Here is a 4,499-nt window from a genome sequence, read left to right as displayed (position 1 = left end):
GGCGACGGTGTTCCCGGCGGTCGTCGGCGCGGCGCTGTCGGCGGCACCCGGGCGTGACGGCGGCGCCGGTCTCGCGCTGGACTACCGGCTGACCGGCACGAACGCCACGCGCGCGGCCTACGTGACGCCGTCCGCGCCGCTTCCCGTCCCGGCGGGCACCCAGAAGATCGGGCTCTGGGTGAACGGCGACGGCAAGGGCGCGTGGCTGCGGGCCGAACTGCGCGACGCCGCGAACGTGGCGTCCGTGGTGGACCTTTCGCTGAGCGTGGACTGGACGGGCTGGCGGTACGTCACCGCGGCGGTGCCGGCCGGGCTGCCCGACGGCCAGCGCCTCGCGCGCTTCTACGCCGTCGAGAACGTGCCGGACCAGCAGTACGAGGGCCGGCTGGTGTTCGACGACCTGACCTTCGAAGTGGCCCCGACGACTTCGGTGCCCGCCGACCCGGCGCCGCACGATCCCGCGCTGGTCACCGACGGCGTGCTGACCGGCGGCCTGCGCGTCGCGGTGGTCAGCGACGCCCAGTTCACCGCGGACGACCCGGCGGGCCCGCTGGTCGCCCAGGCCCGGCGCGCGCTGCGCGAGGCCGTCGCCGCGAAGCCGGACCTGGTGCTGATCAACGGCGACTTCGTCGACCGGGGGACCGCACCCGACTTCGCGCTGGCCCGGCAGGTGATCGCCGACGAGCTCGACGGCAAGGTGCCCTGGTACTACGTGCCGGGCAACCACGAAGCCGAAGCGGGCAACGGGCTCGCCAACTTCCAGGCCGTCTTCGGGGAGACCCACCGCGTCGTCGACGTGCACGGCATCCGGCTGGTGCTCATGGACTCCTCACGCGGCTCGCTGCGGGCCGGCGGGTTCGACCAGGTCCGGATGCTGCGCTCGGCGCTCGATTCGGCGGCGGCGGACCGGTCCGTGCGCGGGGTCGTCGTCGCCATGCACCACCCGGTGAAGGACCCCAGCCCGACCGGGAACTCGCAGCTCGGCGACCGGAAGGAAGCCACGCTGCTGACCCACTGGCTGACCGGGTTCGAGCAGGCGTCCGGCAAGCCCGCCGCTTCGGTGGCTTCGCACGCCGGCGTGTTCTCGCTGTCCCGCGTGGACGGCGTGCCCTATCTGGTCAACGGCAACTCGGGCAAGGCACCCGCGGCCGCTCCCGGCGACGGCGGGTTCGTCGGCTGGACGCTGCTGCGCGTCGACCCCGCCGACCGCGCCCAGCCGGTGCGCTTCGAGACGCGGCCGAACGTCGACGCGCTGACGCTGTCCGGTCCGGCTTCGCTGGCCCGCGGCGAACGCGCGGTGGTGAGTGCTTCCTTGCGCCAGGGCACGCGGGACGTGCCGGTGTCGTACCCGGTGAGCGCGGACTGGGCGGTGAGCTGGGGCGTCGTTTCGTTCGACCAGGCTTCGGGCGTCCTGACGGCGTTGCGGCCGGGCGTGGCGCGGCTGTCGGTGACGGTCAACGGGGTGACTCAGTCGCTGGTCGTGACCGTGCGCGGCTAAAGCGTTCGGTTTTTGTCGGTGCCCGCTCGTATGGTCGTGGGGTGGACGAATCGGAGGACCGGGAACCGGCACTGGTGCAGGCCAAAGCGCTCGTGAAGCGCTTCGGCGGGTTCGAGGCCGTGCGCGGGATCGACGTCGAGGTGCGGCGCGGGGAGGCGTTCGGCTTCCTCGGGCCCAACGGCGCCGGGAAGTCGTCGACCATGCGGATGATCGCGTGCGTGTCGCCACGCACCGACGGAGATCTGCGCGTGCTCGGCGCCGACCCGGAGGTCGCCGGGCCGCGCATCCGCGCACGCCTGGGCGTGGTGCCGCAGCAGGACAACCTGGACGTCGAGCTGACGGTCCGGGAGAACCTGCTGATCTACGGCCGCTACTTCGGCCTGTCGCGGGCGGCCGCCCGGCGCAAGGCCGCGGAGCTGCTGGAGTTCGCGCAGCTGACGGACCGGGCCGACGACAAGGTCGACCCGCTCTCCGGCGGCATGAAGCGGCGGCTGACGATCGCGCGGTCGCTGGTCAACGACCCGGAGCTGCTGCTGCTCGACGAGCCGACGACGGGCCTCGACCCGCAGGCCCGGCACCTGTTGTGGGACCGGCTGTTCCGCCTCAAGGCCCAGGGCACGACGCTGATCGTGACGACGCACTACATGGACGAAGCCGAGCAGCTCTGCGACAGGCTGGTGGTGATGGACCACGGCCGCATCGCGGCGGAGGGCTCCCCGGCGCAGCTGATCAAGCGCTACTCGACGCGCGAGGTCGTCGAGCTGCGGTTCACACCGGGGGAGCAGGCCGCGGCGGCCCAGCAAGTCGAAGGGCTGGCCGAGCGCGTGGAGATCCTGCCGGACCGGGTCCTGCTGTACAGCGACGACGGCGAGGCGGCGCTGGAACACGCACACGCCCGCGGCGTCCGTCCGTTGTCGAGCCTGGTGCGCCGGAGTTCGCTGGAGGATGTCTTCCTCCGCCTGACCGGCCGGACGCTGGTGGACTGATGAGAACCCTTTCACCGCATCGGGCCGCAGGCCGCGTGGCTCGCGCTTCGAGCCGAGCCATCGTCGCCAACCGGGCGGTCTCGAGCACCGCCGCCTCCGTCGCTTTCCGCCCCGCAACCCCCGGGCGGCGCCCGTGACCACCATCGAATCGACCGGCCGCGTCGTCGGCAAGTGGAACGGCGCCTGGCTGCAAGTCGAAGGCCGCTGGACCTGGTACCGCCGCCACTGGGTGTCCACTTTGTACTCCACCGGCCTGCAACCGGTCCTCTTCCTCGCCGCGATGGGCCTCGGCTTCGGCTCGCAGGTGCGTCCGGGCGCGGTCACCGGCGGCCTGTCCTACCTCCAGTACATCGCGCCCGCCCTGCTCGCCGCCGGGGCCGCCCAGCAGGCGGTCGGCGAATCGAGCTACCCTGTGCTGTCGGGGTTCAAGTGGCAGAAGGAATACCTGGCCGTCACGGCCACCCCGGTGTCCCCGGGCCAGGTCTTCGGCGGCCACCTGATCTGGTCGGCGTTACGGCTGACGCTGGCGGGCGTGATCTACGCGTTCGTCGCGTTGTTCTTCGGCGCCTGGACCGGGCCGGGGGTGCTGCTGGTGATCCTGGCGGGCACCGTCACCGGCCTCGCCTGCACCACGCCGATGGCCGCGCTGGCGGCGCGCACGTTCGACGAGGGTCAGCGGTTCGGGCTGATCTTCCGCTTCGTCGTGATGCCGATGACGTTGTTCTCCGGCACGTTCTTCCCGATCACCCAGCTACCGGCCGCGATCCGCTGGCTGGCCTGGCTTTCCCCGCTGTGGCACGGCACGCAGCTGGCCCGCGGCGTGAGCGTCGGCGGGGTCGGCGGCTGGGCGATGCTCGGCCACTTCGCGGTGCTGGCGGCGTTGTTCGCGGCCGGGTGGGCGCTCGCGCACCGGGCCTTCTACCGGAGGCTGGTGGTCTGATGGTGAGCGTCCAGGCCCCACCACGGCGTGCCGGGCTGCTGTTCCGCGTGCTGCCGCCCGGGCTGTACGCCGGCCGTGCGCGCATGCTCGTCGAGCGCTCGGTCATGGTGTACCGCGGTAGCTGGCTGATCTTCCTGTCCGGCGCGGTCGAGCCGTTCCTGTACCTGCTGGCGTTCCAGCTCGGCTTCGGCACGCTGGTCAGCGAGGTCGCGGGCCCGGACGGGCGCCCGATGAGCTACGTCGCGTTCGTGGCCCCGGCCCTGCTGGCGACGTCGGCGATGAACGGCGCCGTCTTCGAATCGACGTACAACCTGTTCTTCAAGCTGCGCTACGCCAAGCTGTACGACGCGATGCTGGCCACCCCGATCGGCCCGCTGGACGTCGCCCTCGGCGAAATCGGCTGGGCGATCACCCGCGGCGGCCTCTACGCGGTGGCGTTCCTGGCGATCGCGGCGGCGATGGGCCTGCTGGCCTCCTGGTGGGCCCTGCTGATGGTCCCGGCGGCGCTGCTGGTCGGCCTGGCCTTCTCGGCGATCGGCATGGCGCTGGTGACGTTCCTGCGTTCGACGGCCCAGTTCGACTACATCCAGCTGGGCCTGACCCCGATGTTCCTGTTCGCGACGACGTTCTTCCCGCTGTCGGTGTACCCGGAGCCGCTGCAGTGGGTGGTCCGCTGCCTCCCGCTCTACCACGCGATCGAGCTGATGCGCGGCCTGGCGACCGGCCTGCTGTCCGGCTCGATGCTGATCAACCTGGCGTACCTGCTGATCCTGGGAGGGGTGGGCCTCTGGGCGTCGACGCGCCGCATCGCGAAGCTGCTCCTGACGTGACGATCAGCGGGCCGGGTCCGGGCGTCCCTTCGGCGCGACGGCCGCCAGCGCGTCCGCCATCCCGTGCCCGTAGAACCCGCTGTAGCCCTCGTACCCCGCGCAGTACGCGTCCTGCGTGCCGTCGCCGGTCAGGTCGTAGTCGGCCGGGCACGCCATCGGCGTCGCCTGCGCGTCGAGCGTGCGGCGCAGCTGCCGCGGCCGGGCGCCGGGCTCGCGGGAGGCCAGCAGCGCCAGCACGCCGGTGA

At 72.3% G+C, this 4,499-nt stretch carries 4 protein-coding genes and 1 pseudogene; 4 read left to right on the top strand and 1 reads right to left on the bottom strand.

The window, feature by feature from the left end; translation table 11 throughout:
* The 4 genes from G3I65_RS03895 to G3I65_RS03880 all read left to right on the top strand — a co-directional run.
* Positions 1–1,498 (top strand): metallophosphoesterase (locus G3I65_RS03895; protein ID WP_203612274.1); only part of this gene is annotated, 1,498 nt, incomplete at its 5' end.
* A 41-nt stretch (positions 1,499–1,539) separates the two neighbouring features.
* A complete protein-coding gene (locus G3I65_RS03890) occupies positions 1,540–2,484 on the top strand; it encodes an ABC transporter ATP-binding protein (protein WP_160694824.1) in 945 nt (314 codons plus the stop codon).
* A 133-nt stretch (positions 2,485–2,617) separates the two neighbouring features.
* Positions 2,618–3,424 (top strand): ABC transporter permease, encoded by an 807-nt coding sequence (locus G3I65_RS03885; protein WP_160694822.1) that lies wholly within the window; start codon positions 2,618–2,620, stop codon positions 3,422–3,424.
* Positions 3,424–4,254, top strand: a complete 831-nt coding sequence (locus tag G3I65_RS03880; protein ID WP_160694820.1) for an ABC transporter permease — start codon at positions 3,424–3,426, stop codon at positions 4,252–4,254. Before G3I65_RS03885 ends, G3I65_RS03880 begins: the two co-directional genes overlap by 1 nt.
* A 3-nt stretch (positions 4,255–4,257) precedes the next feature.
* Here the strand turns inward: G3I65_RS03880 and G3I65_RS03875 are convergent.
* A pseudogene (locus tag G3I65_RS03875) lies at positions 4,258–4,499 on the bottom strand (serine protease); the annotation flags it as partial.

It is taken from the genome of Amycolatopsis sp. SID8362 (assembly GCF_010550475.1).
GTDB lineage: Bacteria > Actinomycetota > Actinomycetes > Mycobacteriales > Pseudonocardiaceae > Amycolatopsis > Amycolatopsis eburnea.
The sequence above is the reverse complement of the archived record's forward strand: the minus strand, read 5'-3'. Positions and strand labels throughout refer to the sequence as shown.